Source organism: Tardiphaga sp. 862_B3_N4_1 (assembly GCF_051811085.1).
Lineage (GTDB): Bacteria > Pseudomonadota > Alphaproteobacteria > Rhizobiales > Xanthobacteraceae > Tardiphaga > Tardiphaga robiniae.
Genome location: NZ_JBPWQB010000001.1, coordinates 760,080 through 782,675, shown reverse-complemented (window position 1 = coordinate 782,675; position 22,596 = coordinate 760,080). Strand labels below are relative to the sequence as shown.

At 61.3% G+C, this 22,596-nt stretch carries 20 protein-coding genes; 10 read left to right on the top strand and 10 right to left on the bottom strand.

The window, feature by feature from the left end; genetic code table 11:
- Nucleotides 1-2: 2 nt before the first annotated feature.
- Nucleotides 3-833 (top strand): ABC transporter permease, encoded by an 831-nt coding sequence (locus tag AB8B02_RS03680; RefSeq protein WP_068738869.1) that lies wholly within the window; start codon nt 3-5, stop codon nt 831-833.
- Nucleotides 830-2,464, top strand: a complete 1,635-nt coding sequence (locus tag AB8B02_RS03675) for an ABC transporter ATP-binding protein (protein ID WP_439063142.1) — start codon at nt 830-832, stop codon at nt 2,462-2,464. Before AB8B02_RS03680 ends, AB8B02_RS03675 begins: the two co-directional genes overlap by 4 nt.
- A 135-nt stretch (nt 2,465-2,599) precedes the next feature.
- Here the strand turns inward: AB8B02_RS03675 and AB8B02_RS03670 are convergent, their stop codons facing one another.
- Complete coding sequence (locus tag AB8B02_RS03670) at nt 2,600-3,904, bottom strand: NAD(P)/FAD-dependent oxidoreductase (protein WP_439064579.1); 1,305 nt, start codon at nt 3,902-3,904, stop codon at nt 2,600-2,602.
- Between the two features lie 123 nt (nt 3,905-4,027).
- Between AB8B02_RS03670 and AB8B02_RS03665 the strand changes: the two genes are divergently transcribed.
- Complete coding sequence (locus AB8B02_RS03665) at nt 4,028-4,885, top strand: VOC family protein (RefSeq protein WP_439063141.1); 858 nt, start codon at nt 4,028-4,030, stop codon at nt 4,883-4,885.
- A gap of 153 nt (nt 4,886-5,038) precedes the next feature.
- Here AB8B02_RS03665 and AB8B02_RS03660 read toward each other — a convergent pair whose 3' ends face one another.
- From AB8B02_RS03660 to AB8B02_RS03635, 6 genes are all read right to left on the bottom strand, one after another.
- The gene (locus AB8B02_RS03660) at nt 5,039-6,421 is read right to left on the bottom strand and encodes a M20 family metallopeptidase (protein WP_439063140.1); all 1,383 of its coding nucleotides are present in this window, start codon (nt 6,419-6,421) and stop codon (nt 5,039-5,041) included.
- Nucleotide 6,422: 1 nt separating this feature from the next.
- Nucleotides 6,423-7,766: an aspartate aminotransferase family protein gene (locus tag AB8B02_RS03655; RefSeq protein WP_231077786.1), complete on the bottom strand. Its 1,344-nt coding sequence runs from the start codon at nt 7,764-7,766 to the stop codon at nt 6,423-6,425.
- A gap of 41 nt (nt 7,767-7,807) precedes the next feature.
- On the bottom strand, nt 7,808-8,806 hold the full coding sequence (locus AB8B02_RS03650; RefSeq protein ID WP_439063139.1) for a phosphotransferase: 999 nt from the start codon (nt 8,804-8,806) through the stop codon (nt 7,808-7,810).
- Between the two features lie 344 nt (nt 8,807-9,150).
- On the bottom strand, nt 9,151-9,387 hold the full coding sequence (locus AB8B02_RS03645; RefSeq protein WP_231077788.1) for a DUF6719 family protein: 237 nt from the start codon (nt 9,385-9,387) through the stop codon (nt 9,151-9,153).
- A gap of 5 nt (nt 9,388-9,392) precedes the next feature.
- Complete coding sequence (locus AB8B02_RS03640; protein ID WP_158596770.1) at nt 9,393-9,533, bottom strand: hypothetical protein; 141 nt, start codon at nt 9,531-9,533, stop codon at nt 9,393-9,395.
- Nucleotides 9,534-9,694: 161 nt separating this feature from the next.
- Complete coding sequence (locus tag AB8B02_RS03635) at nt 9,695-9,955, bottom strand: hypothetical protein (protein WP_141137206.1); 261 nt, start codon at nt 9,953-9,955, stop codon at nt 9,695-9,697.
- Between the two features lie 463 nt (nt 9,956-10,418).
- Here AB8B02_RS03635 and AB8B02_RS03630 point away from each other — a divergent pair, with 463 nt between their 5' ends.
- Nucleotides 10,419-10,673: a hypothetical protein gene (locus AB8B02_RS03630; protein ID WP_139285856.1), complete on the top strand. Its 255-nt coding sequence runs from the start codon at nt 10,419-10,421 to the stop codon at nt 10,671-10,673.
- Between the two features lie 39 nt (nt 10,674-10,712).
- Here the strand turns inward: AB8B02_RS03630 and AB8B02_RS03625 are convergent, their stop codons facing one another.
- From AB8B02_RS03625 to AB8B02_RS03615, 3 genes are all read right to left on the bottom strand, one after another.
- Nucleotides 10,713-12,032, bottom strand: a complete 1,320-nt coding sequence (locus AB8B02_RS03625; RefSeq protein WP_439063138.1) for a UDP-glucose dehydrogenase family protein — start codon at nt 12,030-12,032, stop codon at nt 10,713-10,715.
- Between the two features lie 71 nt (nt 12,033-12,103).
- Nucleotides 12,104-12,895, bottom strand: coding sequence for an FkbM family methyltransferase (locus AB8B02_RS03620; protein ID WP_089268058.1), 792 nt, complete (start codon nt 12,893-12,895; stop codon nt 12,104-12,106).
- Between the two features lie 126 nt (nt 12,896-13,021).
- Nucleotides 13,022-13,789, bottom strand: a complete 768-nt coding sequence (locus AB8B02_RS03615; protein WP_068738572.1) for a sugar transferase — start codon at nt 13,787-13,789, stop codon at nt 13,022-13,024.
- Nucleotides 13,790-14,607: 818 nt separating this feature from the next.
- Between AB8B02_RS03615 and AB8B02_RS03610 the strand changes: the two genes are divergently transcribed.
- From AB8B02_RS03610 to AB8B02_RS03585, 6 genes are all read left to right on the top strand, one after another.
- Nucleotides 14,608-15,336 carry a metallophosphoesterase family protein gene (locus AB8B02_RS03610; RefSeq protein ID WP_315844356.1) on the top strand — a complete coding sequence of 243 codons (729 nt, stop codon included), beginning with the start codon at nt 14,608-14,610 and terminating at the stop codon, nt 15,334-15,336.
- A gap of 116 nt (nt 15,337-15,452) precedes the next feature.
- Nucleotides 15,453-16,067, top strand: coding sequence for a polysaccharide biosynthesis/export family protein (locus tag AB8B02_RS03605; protein ID WP_439063137.1), 615 nt, complete (start codon nt 15,453-15,455; stop codon nt 16,065-16,067).
- Between the two features lie 309 nt (nt 16,068-16,376).
- The gene (locus AB8B02_RS03600; RefSeq protein ID WP_175366891.1) at nt 16,377-17,801 is read left to right on the top strand and encodes an outer membrane beta-barrel protein; all 1,425 of its coding nucleotides are present in this window, start codon (nt 16,377-16,379) and stop codon (nt 17,799-17,801) included.
- On the top strand, nt 17,782-20,094 hold the full coding sequence (locus tag AB8B02_RS03595; RefSeq protein WP_120288781.1) for a GumC family protein: 2,313 nt from the start codon (nt 17,782-17,784) through the stop codon (nt 20,092-20,094). The genes AB8B02_RS03600 and AB8B02_RS03595 overlap by 20 nt, the downstream gene beginning before the upstream one ends.
- Nucleotides 20,091-21,512, top strand: coding sequence for a VpsF family polysaccharide biosynthesis protein (locus tag AB8B02_RS03590; RefSeq protein ID WP_439063136.1), 1,422 nt, complete (start codon nt 20,091-20,093; stop codon nt 21,510-21,512). Before AB8B02_RS03595 ends, AB8B02_RS03590 begins: the two co-directional genes overlap by 4 nt.
- Nucleotides 21,509-22,591, top strand: a complete 1,083-nt coding sequence (locus AB8B02_RS03585; protein ID WP_439063135.1) for a glycosyltransferase family 4 protein — start codon at nt 21,509-21,511, stop codon at nt 22,589-22,591. The genes AB8B02_RS03590 and AB8B02_RS03585 overlap by 4 nt, the downstream gene beginning before the upstream one ends.
- Nucleotides 22,592-22,596: the final 5 nt, after the last annotated feature.

The window sequence follows — 22,596 nt, the reverse complement described above, 5'->3', positions numbered from 1 at the left end:
CGATGGACGCCGTAAAACGCTATTTCCGCAGCCCGGCCGCCGTGGTCGGCCTGCTGTTGCTGCTGGTGGTCATCGTGATGGCGATCACCGCGAGCTGGATCTATCCGCGCGATCCGCTGGCGCTGGCTGGTCGGCCGCTGATCTGGCCGTTCTCCAATCCACGCTTCCTATTGGGCACCGACAATTCCGGCCGCGATATCGCCGCGCAGATTTTCTACGGCGCGCGCATCTCGCTGCTGATCGGAGGCGTGGCGACTGTCATCGCCGTCGTTATCGGCGTGCTGATCGGCGCCTTTGCCGGTTATTATGGCGGCTGGGTCGATACGGTCTTGATGCGCATCACCGAGGCGTTCCAGACCCTGCCGAACTTCGTGCTGCTGCTGGTGCTCGTCGCCGTGTTCGGCTCGACCATCACCACCGTCACCATCGCCGTGGGCATCGTGTCATGGCCGGCACCGGCGCGATTGACGCGCGCAGAATTCATGTCGCTGCGCAGCCGCGAATTCGTGCAGGCCGGGCGCACGCTGGGCATGAAAGACATCCAGCTGATCCTCGGCGAGATCCTGCCTAATGCGCTGCCGCCCGTGATCGTCTATGCCAGCGTGGTGATGGCGCTGTCGATCCTGCTGGAAAGCGCACTCGCCTTCCTGCGTCTGTCCGATCCCAATGTGGCGTCATGGGGCAACCTCATTGGCCTTGGCCGCGACGTGCTGCGCGTGCAGTGGTATGTCTCGGCGATCCCCGGCATCGCCATTCTGCTCACCGTGCTCGCGGTGTCGCTGGTCGGCCAGGGCCTCAATGACGCGCTCAATCCGAGACTGAAAAGCCGATGAGCGCCGTGGACAATCCGATCCTCACCATCGACGGCCTCAGCGTGAAGCTGCCCAAAGGCGCCGATCGCTCACACGCGCTTGGCGGCGTCTCCATGGCGATTTCCGCCAATGAGATCGTCTGCGTGGTCGGCGAGTCCGGCTCCGGCAAGTCTGTCATGGCCAACGCCATCATGCGGCTGCTGCCCGGCGAAGTCGCGATCGATGGCGGCCGCGTGCTGTTCGAGGGCAAGGATCTCGCCAGCGCGTCGAATACCGAGATGCGCAAGGTGCGCGGCGCCGGGATCGCGATGATCTTCCAGGAGCCGATGACGGCGCTCAATCCGCTGCGCACCATCGGCGACCAGATTGGCGAGATGTTCGAGATCCATACCGAGCTCTCGAAGGCCGACATCAAGGCGCGCGTGCTGGCGTTGCTGCAGGATGTGCACATTCCCGATCCCGCCCAGGCCGCACGTGCCTATCCGCACGAACTCTCCGGCGGCCAGCGCCAGCGCGCGATGATCGCCATGGCGCTCGCTCTTGATCCGCGGCTGTTGATTGCCGACGAGCCGACCACCGCGCTCGACGTCACCACGCAGGCGCAGATCCTGAAACTGATCAAGGAATTGCAGAGCCGCAGGAATACCGCGGTGCTGTTCATCACCCACGATTTTGGCGTCGTCGCCGAGATCGCCGACAGGGTCGTGGTGATGCAGCACGGCAATGTGGTCGAACAAGGCGCGGTCAAGGACGTGCTGACCAATCCCCAGCATCCCTATACGCAACAGCTGATCGCCGCGGTGCCACCGCTGACGGCGCCGCCGCCGCGCGCACTGTCCGACGACGTCATCCTGACGCTCGACAACGTGTCGAAGACCTATCGCAACGGCGGCTTCCTCGGCCGCGGCGTGCGTGTGACCCATGCCGTGAAGTCCGTCTCGCTGAAACTGCCGCGTGGTGCGACGCTGGGCATTGTCGGCGAGTCAGGTTCGGGCAAATCGACGCTGGCGCGCTGCATTATCAGGCTGATCGATCCCGATGGGGGATCGATCGTGCTGGAAGGCAAGGACTGGGCGAAGCTCTCACGCAACGAGGTGCGCCGCGAGACCAAGCACATCCAGATGGTGTTTCAGGATCCGTTCGCCTCGCTGAACCCGCGTCGCAAGGCCGGCGATCTCGTGGCGCAAGGCCCGATCGTGCACGGTACGCCGCGTGCGCAGGCAGTGGCACAGGCGAAGGAGCTGTTCCGGCTGGTCGGCCTCGATCCGTCCGCGATCGATCGCTTCCCGCACGAATTCTCCGGCGGCCAACGCCAGCGCATCGGTCTTGCACGCGCACTCGCATTGAAACCGGATGTGCTGGTGGCGGATGAAGCCGTCTCCGCGCTCGACGTCTCCGTGCAGGCGCAGGTGCTGAAGATGCTGCACGAGCTGCGCGAGCGGCTTGGGCTCTCCATCGTGTTCATCACGCATGATTTGCGCGTTGCCGCGCAGATCTGCGATCTCGTCGCTGTGATGAAGGACGGCGAAGTCGTCGAGCACGGACTGGCCGGCGAGGTGTTCGGCAATCCGCAGCACGCTTATACCAAGGCGCTGCTGGCTTCGATCCCCGGCGGCGATTTCGCGCGCAGCCGAAAGCCGGTGACGGTGTAGCTTCATCCCTCATGGTGAGGAGCGCGCACTTGCGCGCGTCTCGAACCATGAGATGGCTAGGTTCCGAGCTCGCGTCCATCCTTCGAGACGCCGCTGCGCGGCTCCTCAGGATGAGGGCTGAGTGTGTGGCGTACGCTAAGCCATCTCCTTCGCGTCCCTGCGGCGATAGACCAGCAGCATGAAGGGTGCGAGCAATCGCATCAGTCCGTGCGCTGCGATCGGGACTGGCTCGGAGAATGGCAGAGCCAGCTCGCTCTCCGGCACGCCGCGCACCACCTTCGAGAATTCATCGCCGAGCGCCACCGACAGCGCCACGCCGCGGCCGTTGCAGCCGGTCCAGCCATAGGCATTCGGCCCGAGCTTGTGCATGCGCGGCAGGAAATCCGTGGTCATGCCGACATAGCCGTTCCAGACATAGTCGAACTTGACGTCGCCGATCTGCGGCCACAGCCGCTTCAACCGTTCGGCGACCATCACTTTCAGCCGCTCCGTCTTGTCGCCGAGGCCGACCACATTGCCGCCGGTGACCAGACGATTGCGCGCGTCGTAACGCGCGAAATACAGTTCACCATGGGTATCCGACATCGACTGGCGGCCGGGGATGATGGTCTTGCGCGCCTCGTCCGACAGCGGCTGCGTCGCCATCTGCCAGGACAGCACTGGCATCACCTCACTCGCGATGCCTGGCGAGAGCTGCTTGGAGAATTCGCCCGTATAGGCATTGGTGGCGACGATCAGGCTGCGCGCGCTGACCTGCCCATTCTTCGTCTTGACGATCCAGCGATCGCCCTTGCGCTCATAACTCTCCACCGGCGAGCGCGCATAGATGCGACCGCCCTGCTCCAGCACCACACGCGCAAGACCGCGCGCCAGCGCGAGCGGATTGATATGGCCGCCAGTCTTGTTCCAGAAGCCGCCGAACCATGCGTCTGAGCCGAGCATCGTGCGCATCTGCTCGCGTGAGAGCAGTTCCACCGGCGCGCCGTGCTTGGACCATTGCCGCACGCGGCGCTCGGCGATCTTGATGCGGCCCGGCGAATGCACCGGCTGAATCCAGCCATTCTGTTCGGCCTCGGCCTGGATCTGATAGCGGCGCGTGAGATCGAACAGGATCGAGGCGCTGTCGCGGATCAGACCGACAAGGCGCTCGCCGGCGGCGCCATAGCGCTTGATAATGTCTTCGGGATCGGGCCGCGACAGCGTCGGGATCACCTGGCCGTTATTGCGCCCCGACGCGCCCCAGCCCGGCTCCATCGCCTCGACCACGGCGACATCGACGCCGGCCTCGCGCAGATGCAGCGCTGTCGACAGACCCGTGAAGCCGCTGCCGATGACGACCACATCGGCTTCGACCGGGCCTCTCAGTTCCGGCAAATCAGGACCGGGAGGCGTGACGCCGGCCCACAGCGACTTCGGCCAGGGCACAGTTGCGGTATCCATCATCACGCCTTTCTGCAGCATCAATCATGCATTGCGCCGCGCAACCGAACATAACCGTTCTCTTGCGGCACCCCTGCATTCTGCATAGTTTACGCGCCTGATCCATTGCAAGGTAATGAGCACGTGACGCTGAAAAACATCGTTGGAATCGACCACGCCGTGGTCGTCGTCAAGGACCTCGACGCCGCCGCCGCGAACTGGAAGAGCCTCGGCTTTACGGTGTCGCCGCGCGGCACCCACAGCGCCAAGATGGGCTCCGGCAATTACACCATGATGCTCGGCCCGGACTATGTGGAGCTGCTGGGCGTGCTCAACGAGACCGAACACAACGCGCCGACGCGGGCGTTTCTCGCCAAGCGCGGCGACGGCATCGAGCGCATCGCCTTCACCACCACCGACGCCGCCGTGGGCGCCGAGGAAATCCGCGCACGCGGCTATACGCCGATCGGCCCGACCGATTTCGAACGCCCGGTGACGATGCCGGACGGTAGTCTGAGCGCGGCGAAATTCGCCACCTATCAGTGGCCCTATGAGGAAGCCCCCGGCGGCCTCCGCATCTTCGCCTGCCAGCACAAGACCCGCGAGACCGTCTGGATTCCGGAGCTGCAGGTGCATGCCAATACGGCCAAGCGCCTGAAGAAGGTGTTCATCGTCACGCCGGAGCCGGAGAAGGACGCACAGCATATGGCGAAGCTGATCGACGGCGCTGCGCGCAGCGAAGCCGATGGCACTGTCGTCGTGCCGTCAGGCGGCGACCGCGCGGACTTTGTATTCGTCACCAAGGACGTGCTCGCGAAGCACTTCCCCGGCGCATCGCTGGCCGGCATTCCCGAGCGTGGCGGCATTTCGCTGGTGTTCGGCGTGGCTGATATTGCAGCGGCCGAGAAGGCCGTTGGATCAGCCGGCAGCCGCAGCGATGTCGGCGTCGTCGTGCCGCCGAGCAAGGGCAATGGCGTGTTGCTGGCGTTTGTGAAGGATTGAGAGGGCGCACTGCCCCCTCCTCGTCATCCCCGGGCTTGACCCGGGGATCCATCTTTTTGAAGATGACGGGTGCGAAAGATGGATGGCCGGGTCAAGCCCGGCCATGACAGCGTAAAGCACGAGCACCATTGCTCATCGTTACTATAGCAACGATTACGTCCGCACCGGCGCCTCACCCAAATCCCAGAACAACCCCGCCATGATGTTCAGCGCCTGTTCCGTCACCGGAAGAAGAATGTGTTCATCGGGCGCGTGCTGCGAGCAGCCGGGATAGGAATGCGGCACCCACACGGTGGGCAGGCCGAGAATATCCGTGAACACGTCATTCGGCAGCGAGCCACCGAAATTCGGCAGCAGCGCCGGCGCGCTACCCGTGGTATTGCGAACGGATTCGACGGCCCAGCCCACCCATGGATTGTCGATATCGGTGCGCGAGGCCGAAAAATACTGCGACTGGCTCACCTTGATGTCGGCAAAACCGTTTGCGGCAAGGTGTTTCTCGATTGCCGGTACGACATTCTCGATGTCGGTGCCGACGACGAAGCGAAGCTGCAGCACCGCGCCGGCCTTGCCGGGAATGGCATTGGCGGGATTGTTGATATTGCCGGCATTGATCGCCAGCACTTCCAGCGTATTCCAGGCATAGAGCCGCTCCGCCGGCGATAGTCCGTCCTCACCCCAATTCTCGGAGAGCGCAGGTTCATCGGCGGTCGGCGCGACGATCACATCCGCCAGAGCCGCACGGACCTGGTTGGAAATGCGCGGCGGCTTCAGTGCGTCGAGCAGGATGCGGCCGTTCCTGTCGACCAACGTCGCTATCGCCGAAGCGAGGATCGTCGCGGGATTAGCGAGCAGCCCGCCCCAGTTGCCGGAATGATGCGCGCCGTCGCGCAATTCGATATCGAGATGGATGCGGCGGCCACCACGGCAGCCGAGAAAGATCGTCGGCCGCTCGGCCGAGAGCCGCGGCCCGTCGGAGGCCAGAAACAGATCGGCCTTCAATGCATCGCGGTGGGCTTCGCAGACCTTGGGCAGATCCGGCGAGCCGATCTCCTCGCCCATCTCAATGATGAACTTCGCATTGAAGCCAAGCTTGCCGCCGCGCGCTTCATGCACGGCGCGAAGTGCGGCGATGTTGATGGCGTGCTGGCCCTTGTTGTCGGCGGTGCCGCGGCCATAGACGCGCTCGCCAACACTCGTGCAGCGCCACGGATCGAGCCCGTCGCGCCATTCGCCTTCCATGCCGGGGACCACATCGCCATGGCCATACATCAGCACGGTCGGCAGATCGTCGCTCTCATGATAGGTCGCGAGCAGATGGGGCCCGCGCCCCGATGGCGACGGGATGATGTCAGTCGTAAAGCCGAGCGCCGTGAAAGTCGGCGTCAGTTCCTGCTCGAGATAGGCGCGCAGATCGTCGGCGCGCTTGTCGCTCTGGCTCTCGGTCTTGTAGCCCACCATGCGATCGAGCGTGGCGAGGAAATCCCCCGACGTGAACTGCGCGTTGACCCGCGCGATGGCATCAATCCGTGTCATCTCAGAGCGATGCCATCACGGCTTCGGCCTCGGTCAGCAGCCGGTCGGCATTTGCCTCGGTGAAGACCAGCGGCGGACGAACCTTCAGCACATTGGCATGAGGGCCCGTCGCCGAGATCAGCACGCGGCGCGCGCGCAGGCCATTGACCACGGCAGATGCCGCGGCGGCATCCGGCTCCTTGGTGCTGCGATCCTTCACGAGTTCAACGCCGACATAGAGGCCGGAGCCGCGGACGTCCCCGATCTGCTCGTATTTCTTCGCCAGTGCATGGAAGCCGTCGCGCAGGACCTTGCCGACCCGGAGCGAATTCTCGACCAGCTTCTCGTCGCGAATGACATTCAGCACCGCCTGCGCGGCCGCCATCGCCACCGTATTGCCACCGAATGTGTTGAAGTAGCGGTTGTCGCGGCCGAATTTCTCCACGATCTCCGGCAGCATCACGGCGGCAGCAACGGGGTAGCCATTGCCCATCGGCTTGCCCATGGTGATGATATCAGGCGTGATGCCGTGGCGCTGATAGCCCCAGAGCTTTTCACCGCTGCGGCCGAAGCCGGACTGCACTTCATCGGCGATGAAGACGCCGCCCGCCTTGTGCACGACATCGAGCACCGGCTTCAGCACGTCGGTCGGGTGCGAGAAGATGCCATCGGACGAGAACATGGAGTCCGCGATGAAGGCGGCGACACCGACGCCGCGGCGTTGCAGGTCAACGATCTGCTCGGACACCTTCTCGGCCATCCACGCGCCGATCTTTTCCGGCGCGATGCGATAGGAATCCGGTGCGGGCACGCGACGCACATAGGTGCCAAGCGGCGAATACGGCCCGAGCGACGGCGAGAAGCCCGCAGTCAGCTCCGAATTGCCGTGATAGGCTTCTTCGGTGATGATGATGCCCTGATTGCCGGTGTGATGCTTGGCCATGCGGACGGCGAGATCATTGGCTTCCGAGCCGGTGCAGGTGAACATCACATGCCGCTTCGGCCCGTCGAACGTGCCGAGCAGATCCTCGGCATAGTCGAGAATGCCCTTCTGGATATAGCGCGTATGGGTGCAGATGGTCTGCGCCTGCTGCGTGATCGCATCGACCACGCGCGGATGGCAGTGGCCGACCGACACCACATTGTTATAGGCGTCGAGATATTCGTTGCCCTCTGAATCATAGAGCAGCACGCCCTTGGCGCGCGCGACCTCGACGGGGTTGCTGTAGAACAACCGATAGGCCGGGCCGAGCAGATCGCTGCGTCGCGCGACGAGCTTGCGGCTCTCTTCGGTGAGGCCGGTTGCCGTGGCGGGGTCGAAGCCGTTGACCATCTTGCCGCGCGGGGCGCTGGTGACTGCGGTCATGTTGTTGTTTCCTCTGGAAGCAGGGTCGGATGTGGCAAAGATTATCTGGCGAAGTCCATCAACTGATCGGAGATCTCATCCATCGAGCGGGCGATGAACCAGTCCATCTGCACCCAGGTCTGCTCATTGTTGCGCAGGACATAGGCGGCGACGGACGGTACCCGGTTGGCCATAGCCGTGGACAGCAGCAGGCGCGTCGCCAGACGCGAGAAGATCAGATGCGGAATGAGGCTCAGTTCTTCCGCCGTCAGATCGGCGATGGACAGATAGCCTTTGAGCAGATCGCGGCCATCGGCAAAGACATCGCCGTCCATCGCGACGGGCAACTGATTGAGCATCGCTGTCGAGGCGTCGATGGCAATCGCGGTGCGGACCGTGTCGCCGAAATCGATGATGCCGCTGACGAAACCCGGCAGCGACGCATCGACGACAATGTTGGAGCGGGTGAAATCATTGTGCAGCACCTGCATGCGGCACTGTTTGAGCCGGGTTTCGATGGCGGCAAAACGCTCGAGCGCCGCCTCGACCTTGCGGCGCTGGTCGGCATCGGTGATTTCCGCCAGCAGGTCGCGCAGCGTGAGCAGGTTCTTGACGTCCCATGCGACGACCCGGGAGTCTGACGGATGGCTGAAATCCGCCAGTGCGAGACGGAGTCGCGCCAGCAATTTGCCGATCTCGGCCCGTCCCGACTCCGTGGACGGCACCTCACTCAGGGGCTGGCCTTCGAGATAGGACATCATCCGCACCTGCCGGTTCTGGCCGGCGCGATCGAGATAATTGAAATGCCGCTCGCCCTTGTCGTTCGGAATAACGCGCGGGACCGGCAGATCGGGCGCACGCGCCGCGACGTGATCGAGCACCTGCACCTGCAGATCAATCTCGGGGATATCCTCGATGGGGTTCGCAACCTTCAGGATAAAGCGCGGCCCGCTTGCCGGCGCGATCCGGAAGGTGTCGTCCTTCTCGGTTGCAAAGCGCGTCGGACGGCCTTCGATGCCAAAACGCTCGCGGGCGAGATCGACGGCCTCATCATCCGTCATGTTTATATACGATGCCGCGAGTCCGCCCTGCATTGCACCCGGACGCGCGGAAGGCTCAAATGTCACCTGAACTGATCCATCTCGATTCGGAATCCGGCACGTCGCGGCCGGTACGCGCGACCATAGCAACGCTGTTCCCGCTTGTCAGGGTGTCCGCGCGAATGCGGGCATTTTCGACGAACTAAGCCCGCATTTTCTGCCTTTGCTGCCCATTTGGGCACGGATTTCGCAGAAGCCACGTCGCATACGCGCCGCATCCATCCATGCGACACCATCTACGCTATGGCGCTGGCCGGCCGGCGATGCAGCAGGCAACGACGTAAGCGCCGTTGCGGTGGCCTTGGCTATTTGCCCTTGACGACACCTGGCCGCACATCGCTGATCGGCACACAGCTCTTCTTGCGACGCTGGTTGTTCGGCGCACCTTGCACCTTCAGCACCTTGCCCGCCGAACACGAACCGTTGTCGACGAACACGGTCGCATACGGATCCATCATCAAAGGTTCGAAGGAGAGAAATTTTTGCGCGAAACACGGCTGGGCGACGGCCGTCAGGAACAGTCCAAGTAAAATAGTACGCACGACGATTATCTCACATAGATGACAAGACCGCCGATGATCACCAGGGCCGCGATAGCAAGAACATGGGCGCATGCGATCGAAACCGCCTCGACGGCGGAACCGACCTTCTGCCTGAGCTTCGACTCCTTGAATCGGAGCATAGGCATGCGAGACGCCACTTGCGCCTTGAAACGAGAGTCAGTCAATGAGCAGTCCCCAAATGCCGGCGCAAGATGTGTCCCACTCTGCCGACGAGCAAAGACTTGCGGTCAAATGAGGCGACAGTGAGTCAGGGTAACAGCCGACAATGATCGCCGGGATTCGTCGGTCAGTTGGATTCCATGATCCATGCCCTGCCCGCTTGCGCGACGGACGGCGCAACATCGCGGCCGCAGAACTCCGCAGCGCGCTCGAATTGTTCCTGAATTTCCGATGTTACCACCCCATTTGCGGCATCGAGTTCCCGCAGCGAGATGGTCGATGTGAAGGTTCCGGCAAAACAGCTGCAGAACTTTTTGGAATCGCTCGAAGGTTTGTTCGGCCGCTTGCGAAAGTGGTTCGAACAGCTTGTTTCCAGATTGTTCGCCATCTGATCGATTTCGTTCGCATAGATCGGGGACGCGATCACGGCGGTAAGTGCCAGTATAAATGTAGTTTGTCTCATAGTGCGATCATAACCTCGGTAATCCAGCAACGCATCGTCACTCTGTCGTCATCCTCAGGTTCCACGGGAGAAAGCTCGTGCTCACGCGCCTGTGTTCGGTATTCCGACATTCGGGGTTGAATTGTTGCAATTGTGACGGTTGAACAAATGAGCCGCATTGGCGATGTTTGCGAATGGGGCGGATGCCGAAAGTGATTGTGATTCTGCGATCTGCGGTCTGAGCGCCGCATTATTCGCTTATTCGATCGGTTCTCTGCTACGCGACGATCTCGGCATTTCCAGCAGACATGTCAGGTCGATAGCGCTACACTGTACGGGATTGATTGCGCTGTTGCTTGCGCTCGAATTCCTGAGCACCAACTGGACCACGCCGTTGCAGGATAGCGGCATGCCCCATAGGGACGCCTTCATGGACAAGATCGCTCCGCATAAAGTCACGAAGGCCGATATCGTCTTCTCCGTCGGCCGCGGCCTCGTGATGGCCGCAGCCATCATCGGCGCCACATATTTCCTTGGAAGCTGGTATCTCGGCGGCAGCGACCTGGAATCGATCTATCAGACCGAAAGCTATAACGACGCCTCCACGACGCCGCGAAGCGAACATGCGACTGCGCCCGGCACGACGGAGGAAGCGACACAGTAAAACACTGCGCGCCTCCCCTTATCTGCGCAGATGCGCGAGCTAGTAAACCACTGCTTGCGGCCGCCCGACGCCGCTATAGAGAAATCCGTTCCGCGTCACTTCATCCGGCGAATAGATGTTGCGGAGATCGATGATCACCGGACAGGCCATGATCGCCGCCATCTCCTTCAGATCGAGCGCGCGGAACTGCTCCCATTCGGTGACGATGACCATGGCGTGACACCCGCGGGCGCATTCATAGGGCCCCTCGCAAAAGGTGACGTTTTCGAACACCTTCTTCGCCTGCTCCATGCCAACGGGATCGTAGACCCGCACCTCGGCGCCCATATCCTGCAGCGCCGTGATCAACGGAATCGACGGCGCGTCGCGCATGTCGTCGGTATTCGGCTTGAAGGTCACACCGAGAATGGCGATGGACTTGCCGCGCAGATTGCCGCCGAAGGCATGCGCCACCTTGCGTGCCATGGCGCGCTTGCGCTGGTCGTTGACGGCAACCACGGTCTCGACGATGCGCAGCGGCGCTTCGTAATCCTGGCCCGTTTTGATCAGTGCCAGCGTGTCCTTCGGAAAACACGAGCCGCCATAGCCCGGTCCGGCGTGCAGGAATTTCAGGCCGATCCGGTTGTCGAGGCCGATGCCCCGCGCGACTTCCTGCACATTGGCACCGACCTTCTCGGCGAGATCGGCGATCTCATTGATGAAGGCCACCTTGGTCGCCAGGAACGAGTTGGCGGCGTATTTGGTCAGTTCGGCCGTGCGGCGATCCGTATACATGATCGGCGACGAGTTGAGGTGCAGCGGCCGGTAGACTTCCGCCATGACATCCTTGGCGCGCTGATCGCTGGAACCGATCACGATACGGTCGGGATGTTTGAAGTCTCTGATAGCCGCGCCTTCGCGCAGAAATTCCGGATTCGAGACTACCGCGAATTCGGCATCCGGGTTCTCTTCGCGAATGATGCGCTCGACCTCGTCGCCGGAACCGACCGGCACCGTCGACTTGTTGACCACCACGGTGAACTTTTTGATGGCCTTCGCGATCTCGCGCGCCGCTGCATAAACATAAGACAGATCTGCATGGCCGTCACCACGCCGCGATGGCGTACCGACGGCGATGAACACCACCTCGGCCGCACCGACAGCAGATGTGACATCGGTGACGAATTTCAGCCGTCCCTGCTTGGCATTGCTCGCGACCAGCGCATCGAGACCAGGCTCATGGATCGGAATCTCACCGTTGTTCAGCGCATCGATCTTTCCCTGATCCGTATCGACGCAGGTGACGTGATGGCCGAAGTCCGAAAAGCATGCCCCCGACACGAGCCCCACATAGCCAGCGCCAATCATGGCAATTCGCATTGCATGTCCTGTCTTATAAACAGTCCGCGGTCAGAACGACCCGGACATCCCCCGAGAATTCCGCATGCGCCTCAGCTGTTGAGGATCAACTCGCCGTCGAGATGCTGCGGAAAGAAAAAGAAGTTGTTGACGTAAGCTTGCCCGGGTTTACGGCCACCATTGGGCAGCAGCGCATCGGCGTCCTGCATTTCCCCGGCGTTGAAATGATCGATGGAGATCACCTCGTCGTCCTGGAGGAAAAAGCCGCGATAGGATTTGTCGCGAAAGAAGTCGAACACCGAGCGCGTCGCCTCGGCACGGTGGCGATCCTCTGCCTCGACAAGGAAGACTGGCTGGCACCGGTCGATCAGGCCGACGGCGCCATGCAAGACGCTCAACTCGTGCCCCTCGACGTCCACCTTCACGAAGGACACGTCCTCGCGCACGACACCATCGAGACGCGCCAATGGAACATGCGTCGTGATCAGTTGCTTCACCGACGGCTCATATTGTTGTTCGAGCGATGCCCGCCCGTAAACAAGGCCATCCTCGCCTTGCGGTGTGTAAAGCTCGGCATCGCCTTCATGATCCGAGAGGGCCACTTCATGGATGCGGACATTGGACGCGGAGGTGCGCCGAAGCAGATCGGCCATCTCATGCGACGGCTCGAATGCATGGACCTGACCGGACAGCCGCGCCAGTTGCTGGGTGTAGAGACCGCAATTGGCGCCGACATCCACCGTGACAGCCCCCTGCGGCACGATCTTGTCGAGATAGGCCAGTTCACGCTCCGCCGATTTGGGACGCTTCAGGAAGCGCCAGCGCAAATACATCGACGGGAAAGCGTCTTTCAGGAGCTGCTTGGTCCGTTGCGTCGCCGTCATGGCTGTCACCCTTCGTTCGAGGCTGGTTTCAAGGCAAAACAATTCCAGGCGCCGGACGGAGGTCCGCCAGCGCAATGTCTGCAATGTGTGGTGTGATCGATGCCGCCGCTCAATCGGTCGGGGGCATCAGAAGGCATTACCGGAGAGGAATTCGCGCCGGACGGTTTGCACAATGATCATGATGTCCATACGCATCGACCATTTCTCGATATATTCGAGGTCGTAATCGATGCGCGAGATCGCCCGTGGCGCCTCCACGGTGCTGCCCCGGCAGCCGCTCACCTGGGCCAGACCGGTGATGCCGGGCCGTGCGCTGTGACGCGTAAAGTAATACGGCACGAGATCTTCATAGAGCACGTTGGCGGCCAGCATGCCCGGTACATGGGGCCGCGGCCCAACCAGAGACATATCGCCCTTGAGCACGTTGATAAGCTGCGGAATTTCGTCGAGGCTGGTCTTGCGCAGCAGCTTGCCGATCCGCGTCACCCGGGCGTCGCCTTCGACCGTCTGCTGAATGCCGCGCTTGTCGCCGGCATCGGTGCGCATCGAGCGGAATTTGTAGATCTTGAAGAAGCGGTTGCGGTAGCCGTAGCGATACTGGGTGAAGAACACCGGTCCCGGCGAGGTCGCCTTGATAATGATTGCGATGGTGATCAGCAGCGGCGCGAGAAACAGCAGGGCTGAGCCCGCGGCCGCAATGTCGAACAATCGCTTGGCAATCGACTCCGACGGCTCGCACCGGGCAACCTGGTTCGTCCGGCGGCTGCGATAGGCGCTGTTGCGATAGGACCCGTGGCCGGCAAACTCGACCGGCCGCACTGAAATGAACTGCCGCTCCTTCCAGAGCGGCGTCACCTTGTTGCGATCAAAACCAACTGAAACTGTAGAGGCCATGCTCTCGCTCCCTGCTGGAACTTTGGTGCGCGATAATCGAACAGAAACATGCCTATGTGGCAGGCATGCGAATTCAGAACCCTTCCCTTCGACGAACATTCGCAATTGCGAAACCATCTACGTCGATCAGCAAGAACCTTCATCACTGAAGATTTCTTAACTGTGCGAACGAATTAGGGCGGCAAAACGGTATTGGCGTGTAACATTACGCAGTCGCAATATTGATATAATTGTGCGGCGCGCAAAATTCGTTGTGCACGGAAGCGCTTAGATCGTTTTGTGGGTCTATTGCGCTGCATCACGCTCACAGCAGCCATGCAAAATAATTACACGACGCAGATCGATGAATTGCATCGCGTCGCTTCGAGATCGGGTGCATGATCTTCGCAATTAACAAATAGCCACCAAGCGGCAATCGATTCGAGCTTGATTTTTCACTCGATACTAAAGCGCGCCCTTTATGTTGCGCACTGAGACTGCTCACTCCGCCAGATATTTCGGCATCGCCATGGTCGCTCGACGAACACCTCAGATGACTACAGGGGACATTTCATTTCCCCCGCGCGCGATTGCCGTGGATAAGGCCGCGATCTCCAGCCCTGTGGACAGTTCTGCCAGCGATGTGCACAACGCATCCGGCCGCAAACTGCGAAACAGACTTCTTCTTATCAATGCGGCCGTCTGGGTCGCTGTGATCGTCGCCGTTCGCATCATTTTCTTCTGAGCTCATCGCTATCCCCAAAGCTTTATGAGTCCCAAGGCGTTGCGCGGTCGATTGAATTTGACCGCGACGGTTCCCTGATCGTAGCTTGCGCGAAATGCCGCGCTCCCTCTCCAGGTCAGATTCGAACAAGGCGGCACTGCCGCCCGATACGCGTATCTATGCCATCGGTGACATTCACGGACGCGCCGACCTGCTGCAGGAAACCATCGCGCGCATCGATGAGGACATCCGACGTCGCCCGATCACCTATGCGGCGGAAGTCTATATCGGCGATTACATCGATCGTGGCGCGGATTCGAAAGGTGTGATCGATTTGCTGGCAGTCCGCATGGTGCACAACCATGCAATCTGCCTACGCGGCAATCACGAAGCCATCATGGAAGACTTCCTGGAGGATGCCAGCGTGCTTGAGCACTGGCGCCAACTGGGCGGACTTCAGACTCTCGCGTCCTATGGCGTTTCTCCATCGCGCACCGCAACGGCGCGCGACGTGCAGAAAGCCTTTCATGCCGCATTCCCTCCGGCGCATGACGCTTTCTTGCGTTGCCTGCGGAACAATATCAGATGCGGCGACTTTTTGTTCGTTCACGCGGGCATTCGTCCCAATGTACCGCTGTCATCTCAAGATCCACATGATCTGATGTGGATCAGGGACGAGTTTTTGGATTCCAAGCGCGATCATGGCGTCTATGTGGTGCACGGACACACACCGGTTCCCCATGCAGATATTAGAGATAACCGTGTGAATATTGACACAGGTGCGTGGCGCAGCGGCATCCTCACGTGCATTGCCATCGAAGGCACAGAGATTCTGGTTCTCTAAGAAGACATTAGTACGCAATCTGCGCACTCTCTGAGTACGCCACATTCTTTCGCCGTTTTTTGCCGGACACTCTCGCGCAATTGTCGTCTGCATCAATTGTCATCGAATTGATGCAGATGATCACATTGATGTTGTGTTGGGGGTCTACCATGTTGCGAACGAACCGATGCGCCGGCATTTTGATAGTACCGGTGCTTTCATTTTTCTTTGCTGGCGTCGCTCCGTCGATCTCGCTCGCACAGGACCAGCGGGTTTCTGCGGCTTCGCCGTCAGGCACCTATCTTCTTGGACCAACTGACAGGATTCGTCTGAAGGTCTATGGCGAAGCTGATATCACCGGTGAATATGAAGTCGACAGCAACGGATTTGTATCGATTCCCCTTGCGGGCCACGTGAAGGCCGCTGGACTGACCACACGGCAATTAGAGAAGGGCATCTCCTCCGCGTTGGCCAAGGGAATCGTGCGAGACCCACGCGTGAATGTGGAAATCGCGCTGTATCGCCCCTTCTATATCCTCGGCGAAGTGAAGAAGAGCGGCGAATACCCTTATCGCATGGGCCTGACCGTGATGGACGCCGTCGCAACTGCCGGTGGATTCACCTATCGCGCCAATGAGAACAAAGTGTATTTGCGGCGATCGGGCTCAACGGTCGAAGAGATCTATGCGCTCGATTCGCCAGTCCTGGTATTTCCCGGCGACAATGTGCGTGTCCCAGAACGATACTTCTGAACTCATCATTTTCGATTTTGTCTGATGTGTAGTGACCGATGCGCGCCTTCATGTCGCGCGTCGCCATAGTCTCGACTTTTTGCGGTGCGTATTCTTGTGCAGTGCGACGAACTTTACTTCGTACTTCGCATTGTGGGCAGCAAAGAGAAGGGCGTTTCATCAGACGAGTGTTGAGTGCGCTAGTGGGGGCGCGACATTCATCACGGGCTTGCTGAGTTTGTAAGCGCCGGGATGAATTTCTAAGCGGCAATCAAGTCTCGACGACAATTCGATAGCGGAGGAATGCATGTCCTTCGCAAGGGATGAGTGATGAAATGTACGTTTGTATCAGCAGGATCGGATGCGATCGGCGAAGGACCGGAGGGGCTGCGGCCGATTCCCGTCACGCGCCGCGCTCTCCGTATCGCGCCATGGCCGGTCACGGCGATTCTGCTTGGTATTGCATCACCCGCCAATGCTCAGGCGATCCCGGCAACCAGCGACGAGCTCGCGCCGCCCTGGAATGCGCAACGGATTTTCGAACCGTCCGCGCTGCCCGATCTGGTCGACCGGGATAACCGCGAAGCAGTAGCGCCAGAGGACATGCCAGTAAAAAAACGACAGCAACCTGGTTATGAACCCGTCGGCATCCGCCAGGGATCCTGGATGTTTAACCCGTCGCTGATGACGGGCGCGCTCTATGACAGCAATGTGTTTGCCTCGAACACCCAGAAGCGCGGCGACGTTGCAGCGGTGATCGAACCCAGCCTGCGTGCGCACACGCTGTGGGAACGACACGGCATCGACATCAAGCTCAATTCACGAACCACGGCCTATAACGAAAATTCAAGCCTCGACCAGACCGATGTGAGCCTGAAGGGCGCCGGCTGGATCGATATCGCCAACGATATGGTCGTGCTGGGCAGTTTCCAGATCGCGCATCTCAATGAGGGTGTGGGTTCGCTGAGTTCGCCTTCCAATGCCGTGACACCGACTCCATACAATCTGATGTCCGGCGACCTGACCGTCCGCAAGGAATTCAACCGGCTGGCGACATCGATCGGCGCACGCGTCGACTCGTACGATTACGGCACGGCGCGCGCGCAGGATGGCAGTCTGATCGACCAGAGCAGCCGCGACGGCCAGATCTATGCGCTTCACGGCCGCGTCGATTATGCGTTCTCGCCTGTGCTCGGCTGGTTCGGCGGCGTCGAAGGCAACCAGCGCAACATCCGCGGCGTACCCGGCCAGACGCTGGACTCCACCGGCTATCGCGCGTTGTCCGGCTTGACCGTCGGTTTCGGCAATCTGCTCCGCGGCGAGTTCGGCGGCGGCTATGTCGAGCAGCGCTTCGACAATCCTCTGATCGGTACCGTCGACGGACCGTCCTATCGCGCCAAGCTCACATGGAGCCCGACGCGATTGATGGACATCCACGTCAAGGCCGAACAACTGGTCACACAGACATCCGATACCAGCTCGACCGGCGTGTTGGCCAATGCCGTGCAGGTCGGCGTCGACTACGAGCTGCGTCGCAACGTCATCCTGTCGCTGGCGGGCGCCTATGAGATCGATCGCTTCTTCGGCCAGGCCCGCAAGGACCGCGTGACCACGACCAATGCCAGCGTGAAGTATTTGATGAACCGCTTCAGCGCGATCTCGGCCTATCACCGCTACACATCGCGCGACAGCGATATACCCACCTTCAGTTACGACAAACACCAGGTAGGGCTCAATGTTACAGCGCAATTTTGATCAGCCTTATCCGGCGGCACCGGAACCGGTTCCGACCGCCGTTGCCGGTTGGCAGGCGCCGACCGTCGATCTCCGGGAAATGGCGCGCATCCTGCGCCGGCGCTGGCGCGCGGTCGTGCTGCCCGCCGCCGTGCTCGGTGGTATCGCCCTCGCTTATGTGGCGACGGCGACCACACTCTATACTGCGAACTCCACCGTACTGGTCGATCCCCGGCGCGCCAATGTGGTCGAAACCAATCAATCGGTGCTGACCAATTTCGGCACGGACGATGCGACCATCGAAAGCCAGACGCTGCTGATCCAGTCGCTCACGATCCTGCAGCGCGTGGTCGACAAGTTGAAGCTGACGCAGGATCTCGAGTTCATGCCAAAGCCCGGCCTGCTCGATCCGATCCGCAATCTGTTCCGCAGCAGCAGCCCGGTCGATGGCGTGAGCCCCGAAGACGCCGCGCGTGCATACTCTATATATCTGCTCCAGCGCCGCATGAAGGTGACACGACAAGGCACGACATTCCTGGTCGATATCGCCGTCAGCTCGGAATCGCCGCAGAAAGCCGCGACCATCGCCAATGCGGTGGCTGACGCCTATTTCGAGGAACAGGTCCGCGCCAAATTCGACGCGACGCGCATCGCAGCCAAATGGCTCGGCGGCCAGATCGATGCGCTGAAGAACCGCGTCGTCACCTCCGAACAGGCCGTCGCGGACTATCGTTCCGCCAATAACCTCGCGGTCTCGCAGGGCGTGACGGTCAACGACCAGCAGATCACCGATCTCAACAGCAAGCTGATTGCTGCCCGGGTGCAGACCGCCGAGGCGCGTGCCAAGTTCGATCAGGTGCAACAATTGGCGAAAACCGGCGGCGATGCCGGCGGGCTCAATGCCGCCGTCTCCTCGGAGATGGTGACCAAGCTGCGCGCGCAATATGCCGATATCGCCAAGAACGAAGCCGACCTGACCAGCAAATATGGTCCGCGGCATCCGCAGGTCGCCAATGTGCGGGCGCAGCTCAAGGACACGCAGCGGCTGATCAACGAGGAAATCGGGCGCATCGTGCAGGGCACGGCGCATGATTATGACGTTGCGAAATCGCGCGAGGCGTCGCTGCAGGACAGTTTCGACAAGCTGCAGGGCGTGTCCAGCACGTCCGGTCAGGCCGTGGTCCGGCTGCATGAGCTGCAGCGCGAGGCCGAGGCCAACCGCACGCTCTATGAGTCATATCTGGCGCGCTCGAAGGAGACGACGGCGCAGGAAAGCCTGGAGATGCCGGACTCCCGCATCGTCAGCTTTGCCAGCATCCCGCTCAAGCCCTCCGCGCCGAAGACCATGCTTATTCTAGGCTTTGCCATCCTGCTCGGCCTCGGCGGCGGCACGGTGCTGGCATTCCTGACCGACTATCTCGACGGGCGGATCAAGACACTGGAACAGGCCGAAGAGATATCGGGCGTTCCCGCGCTGGCCGCTCTACCCTCGATCAGCAGTCGCGAACTCGCCGGGCGTGCCAAACGCGGCCGCACCGAACTCGGCAATTACGATCCGCGCACCATGCGGCTGCTGCCGGCTGCATTGCAGCCACCACTGATGCGCTATGCCATCGAGGAGCCCGGCACATTCTTCGCCGAAGCGATTCGCGCGGTGCGTCTGGCGATTCAGCGTGCGCGCAAGATCGACACGGTCAAGGTCGTGCTGGTGACATCGGGCCTCGAAAGTGAAGGCAAGACAACCTTCGCCGGCAATCTCGCACTGTCCTTCGCCACGCTGGGCATCAAGACGCTGCTCATCGACGGCGATCTGCGCAATCCCGGCCTGACCCGCGCCGTCAGCCCCAATGCCGATGCCGGCCTGCTGCAGGTGGCGACCGGCGAAGTGTCGCTGGAGCGCGCCATCCTGCTCGATCGCAGCACCGGCCTCTCGATCCTGCCCTCGCCTGCCATCAAGGACGTCGATGCCATCACCGAGTTGATGTTCTCCGAGCAGATCGTCGAAATCCTCGACCGCCTGAAGTCGCATTATGAACTGATCATCATCGACTCGCCGCCGCTGATTCCGCTGGTCGACGGCCGCGCGCTGGCCGAACTCGCCGACCGAATTTTGCTGGCCATGGCCTGGAATCAGACACCGCGCGAAGTCGTCGCCCACACGATGGAGCTGCTGGCTCCGGTGCATGATCGCATTCTCGGCACCGTGCTGACCCAGGTCGATCTCAGCAAGATCCGCTTCTATGACTATTACCGCAGCTCGGCCTATCTGAAGCCCTATGGCGTCGCCGCCGCCAGTGCGGGAGCTGCGCGTTGACATTGGCCCGGACCGCGCCGCTCAGGCTGCATCGCAACGGCGCCCTCGCCGCGGCGGGCCTGCGTGCGCGCGTTCCGCAACGACGCCAGATCGTCAATACGGCCCAGCTCATCAATTTGATGATCGTCAGCGTGCTGCTGGGCGCCATCGTCGCGATTTTCACACTGTCGGGCGGCGTTCTGACTAATCTCAAGATTCACTATCTGACACCCGGCGGCAATTTTCTCGAGAAATTGCATCCCGGCACCTATGCGACATTCATCGCGACGCTTTTGCTGCTGATGCGCGACGGTGACCCGATTGGTGAGATCAACCGTGCCTTCACGGACGCCAAGCTTTTGCTGGTGCATCTGTTCTGCTGGTTTGTCCTGCTGATCCAGATGTTCGTGCTGGAACGCCCGTTCACGGTCATCATCGACACGTTCCTGCTGCCGGTCCTGCTGTGCCTGCTGATTTGGCGGCTCACGCCGGCGCAGCGGCGGCCGCTGGTCTGGGCCATCCATGCGACGCTGCTGCTCAACATCCTGATTGGTTATTATGAATATTTTTCCGGCCATCGCATCATTCCGCTGACACTCGGCAGCGTGCTGGTGGTCGGTGAATGGCGCTCGGCTGCGCTCCTCGGCCATCCGCTGACGGCCTCGGGCATCGTCGGCGCCTATATCATGGCGCTGGTGCTGCGACCGGCCATCTGCCCGCCGATCATGATCCGCGTGCCATTGATCGCCTTCAGTCTGGGCTCGCTGATGGCCTTCGGCGGCCGCACCGCGCTGATGACGGTATTGCTCGTGTTGGCTTGCCTCGGTCTGCTTGAGACCATCCGGCTGATCCGCGGCAAGCGCGTGCCGCTGCTGTTCGCCGTCGGCGCAATCTGCTTTCTTTTTGCGGCGGCAGGCGTCGTGTTTGCTGCGCTCTATCTCGGCATCTTCGACAAGATGCTGCTGCGCTTCTCATCGGATAAAGGCAGCGCCCTGGCTCGCTTTGCGACCTTCGACATGCTCAATCATTTCCAGTGGAGCGAACTGATCCTCGGACCCAATCCGGTTCGCGTGAACGCGCTGCAGTCGCAGCTCGGTTTGAATTATGGCATTGAGAACTTCTGGGTGTCCTGCATCGTGCAATTTGGCCTGATCCACACCATCCTGATCACGCTGGGCCTGACCTGCTTCTTCATCGAACTGCTGCGCCGGTCGGACCGCGCAGCCTTCGCCATCTTGCTGCTGATCCTGATGATTGCTGCAAGCTCGGTGAGCTTCTCGTCGAAGAACATCCAGCTGGCGCAGCTCGTCCTGCTCATCGCGCTGCTGTTGCCGCGCGAACGCGCGCCGGCCGTGGCGCCACCCCGCCATGTCCATCAGCGACCGCCGATGGCGGCTCCGCATGTCCGCGCCGTCCCCCGGGATCAGGAGTTTGCATGACTATCTATGTCGATCACACCCATCTCGGACGCCATGTGACCGGGCTCGAACGGATCACACTGGAGCTGTTTTCGCAGCAGGCGCTGGCGCCGCTCGATGTCGTGCCCATCACCTCGCGCGGCACCGGCCAGATGGTGGCGACGCAGACTTTCGGTCTGCCGATGCGCCTGGCGTCTCCCTCGTCGTTCCTGCTGTGCCCCGGTTTTCCGCCAAGCCCGCTGCTGCGGATGTTTTCCTCACGCGTGCTGCCCTATATGCACGACGACTTCCTGCTGACGCGACAGGCCGATCTCAATGCACGTGCGCGACTCTATATGGCGACGCCTTTCAAGATCGCGCTGAAGAACTATCCGCGCTTCCTGACCAATTCGCGCGACACCCAGCGCAAGCTGGCCGAGCATTGTCGCCCGGACGCCGAGATCACGCTGTATCGCCCGCCGGTGCGCAACGTGTTCAAGCTGGAATCCGCCGAGCGCGCCGAGCGCGAGCCCGAGACGTCGCCGCTGCGCGTCGTGGCGCTCGGCACCGTAGAGCCACGCAAGAACTTCATCGCCGCGGCCAATATCGTACGTGAATTGCGCCAGCACGGTTTTCCCGGCGCCACCCTCGACATCGTTGGCCGCAAAGGCTGGGGCGATGACTGGAAGACACTGGAACGCATGTCGTGCGTGACCTTGCATGGCTACCAGTCGTCCGAGAACGTGACGCGCATTCTCAATGAGGCCGATATTTTCCTGTGCACCTCGCATGACGAAGGCCTCGGCCTTCCGCTGCTCGAAGCCCAATATGCCGGCCTGCCGATCGTGGCGCCGAATGCGCCCGTCTTCCATGAAGTTCTGGGCACATCCGGCATCTTCATCGATCCGTCGGACCACGGCACCGCAGCGTCGCAGATCGGCGGGGCTATCGCGGCTTCTCAGTGGCGCAGGCGGTATGTTGCGGCAGCGACCGAGAACCTCGCGCGCTGGAACGCGCTGGCAGCGAGCGACCACGACATCGTCATCGACCTGATCGCCGAACTCGCTGGCGGGCAGCTGGCCGGCCATCGTTCGGCGGCGAAGCCCAACGCCGCGCATTAGGACCG

What these genes read in the sequence shown, in the direction of transcription:
- AB8B02_RS03680 (WP_068738869.1), top strand. Translation starts at nt 3, where the DNA reads ATGGACGCCGTAAAACGCTATTTCCGCAGCCCGGCCGCCGTGGTCGGC.
- AB8B02_RS03675 (WP_439063142.1), top strand. Translation starts at nt 830, where the DNA reads ATGAGCGCCGTGGACAATCCGATCCTCACCATCGACGGCCTCAGCGTG.
- AB8B02_RS03670 (WP_439064579.1), bottom strand. Translation starts at nt 3,904, where the DNA reads ATGGATACCGCAACTGTGCCCTGGCCGAAGTCGCTGTGGGCCGGCGTC.
- AB8B02_RS03660 (WP_439063140.1), bottom strand. Translation starts at nt 6,421, where the DNA reads ATGACACGGATTGATGCCATCGCGCGGGTCAACGCGCAGTTCACGTCG.
- AB8B02_RS03655 (WP_231077786.1), bottom strand. Translation starts at nt 7,766, where the DNA reads ATGACCGCAGTCACCAGCGCCCCGCGCGGCAAGATGGTCAACGGCTTC.
- AB8B02_RS03650 (WP_439063139.1), bottom strand. Translation starts at nt 8,806, where the DNA reads ATGACGGATGATGAGGCCGTCGATCTCGCCCGCGAGCGTTTTGGCATC.
- AB8B02_RS03640 (WP_158596770.1), bottom strand. Translation starts at nt 9,533, where the DNA reads ATGCCTATGCTCCGATTCAAGGAGTCGAAGCTCAGGCAGAAGGTCGGT.
- AB8B02_RS03635 (WP_141137206.1), bottom strand. Translation starts at nt 9,955, where the DNA reads ATGGCGAACAATCTGGAAACAAGCTGTTCGAACCACTTTCGCAAGCGG.
- AB8B02_RS03630 (WP_139285856.1), top strand. Translation starts at nt 10,419, where the DNA reads ATGCCCCATAGGGACGCCTTCATGGACAAGATCGCTCCGCATAAAGTC.
- AB8B02_RS03625 (WP_439063138.1), bottom strand. Translation starts at nt 12,032, where the DNA reads ATGCGAATTGCCATGATTGGCGCTGGCTATGTGGGGCTCGTGTCGGGG.
- AB8B02_RS03620 (WP_089268058.1), bottom strand. Translation starts at nt 12,895, where the DNA reads ATGACGGCGACGCAACGGACCAAGCAGCTCCTGAAAGACGCTTTCCCG.
- AB8B02_RS03615 (WP_068738572.1), bottom strand. Translation starts at nt 13,789, where the DNA reads ATGGCCTCTACAGTTTCAGTTGGTTTTGATCGCAACAAGGTGACGCCG.
- AB8B02_RS03610 (WP_315844356.1), top strand. Translation starts at nt 14,608, where the DNA reads ATGCCGCGCTCCCTCTCCAGGTCAGATTCGAACAAGGCGGCACTGCCG.
- AB8B02_RS03605 (WP_439063137.1), top strand. Translation starts at nt 15,453, where the DNA reads ATGATCACATTGATGTTGTGTTGGGGGTCTACCATGTTGCGAACGAAC.
- AB8B02_RS03600 (WP_175366891.1), top strand. Translation starts at nt 16,377, where the DNA reads ATGAAATGTACGTTTGTATCAGCAGGATCGGATGCGATCGGCGAAGGA.
- AB8B02_RS03595 (WP_120288781.1), top strand. Translation starts at nt 17,782, where the DNA reads ATGTTACAGCGCAATTTTGATCAGCCTTATCCGGCGGCACCGGAACCG.
- AB8B02_RS03585 (WP_439063135.1), top strand. Translation starts at nt 21,509, where the DNA reads ATGACTATCTATGTCGATCACACCCATCTCGGACGCCATGTGACCGGG.